1 rRNA gene is annotated in these 1,187 nt (G+C 51.6%); it reads left to right on the forward strand.

What is annotated here, in order from left to right:
* Positions 1 to 1,155, forward strand: a 23S ribosomal RNA gene (locus tag ACOSVP_RS18560); the annotation flags it as partial.
* Between the last annotated feature and the right edge of the window lie 32 nt (positions 1,156 to 1,187).

Genomic DNA, 1,187 nt, shown 5'->3' on the forward strand with positions numbered 1-1,187 from the left:
GTCGAAGATACCAGGTGGCTGCGACTGTTTATTAAAAACACAGCACTCTGCAAACACGAAAGTGGACGTATAGGGTGTGACGCCTGCCCGGTGCTTGAAGGTTAATTGATGGGGTTAGCGTAAGCGAAGCTCTTGATCGAAGCCCAAGTAAACGGCGGCCGTAACTATAACGGTCCTAAGGTAGCGAAATTCCTTGTCGGGTAAGTTCCGACCTGCACGAATGGCGTAACGATGGCCACACTGTCTCCACCCGAGACTCAGTGAAATTGAAATCGCAGTGAAGATGCTGTGTATCCGCGGCTAGACGGAAAGACCCCGTGAACCTTTACTATAGCTTCACAGTGAACTTTGAACCTACTTGTGTAGGATAGGTGGGAGGCTTTGAAACCAGGACGCCAGTTCTGGTGGAGCCAATCTTGAAATACCACCCTGGTATGTTTGAGGTTCTAACTCAGACCCGTAATCCGGGTCGAGGACACTGTGTGGTGGGTAGTTTGACTGGGGCGGTCTCCTCCCAAAGAGTAACGGAGGAGCACGAAGGTGCGCTCAGCATGGTCGGAAATCATGCAAAGAGTGTAAAGGCAAAAGCGCGCTTAACTGCGAGACAGACACGTCGAGCAGGTACGAAAGTAGGTCTTAGTGATCCGGTGGTTCTGTATGGAAGGGCCATCGCTCAACGGATAAAAGGTACTCCGGGGATAACAGGCTGATACCGCCCAAGAGTTCACATCGACGGCGGTGTTTGGCACCTCGATGTCGGCTCATCACATCCTGGGGCTGAAGCCGGTCCCAAGGGTATGGCTGTTCGCCATTTAAAGTGGTACGCGAGCTGGGTTTAGAACGTCGTGAGACAGTTCGGTCCCTATCTGCCGTGGACGTTTGAGATTTGAGAAGAGTTGCTCCTAGTACGAGAGGACCGGAGTGAACGAACCTCTGGTGTTCCGGTTGTCACGCCAGTGGCATTGCCGGGTAGCTATGTTCGGACGGGATAACCGCTGAAAGCATCTAAGCGGGAAGCCTCCTTCAAGATAAGATCTCACTGGAACTTTAAGTTCCCTAAAGAGCCGTTCGAGACTAGGACGTTGATAGGTTGGGTGTGTAAGCGTTGTGAGGCGTTGAGCTAACCAATACTAATTGCTCGTGAGGCTTGACCATATAACACCAAAGTGGTTTTAAGCTACGCTCTG

This window comes from Marinomonas sp. HM11-D (assembly GCF_057626615.1).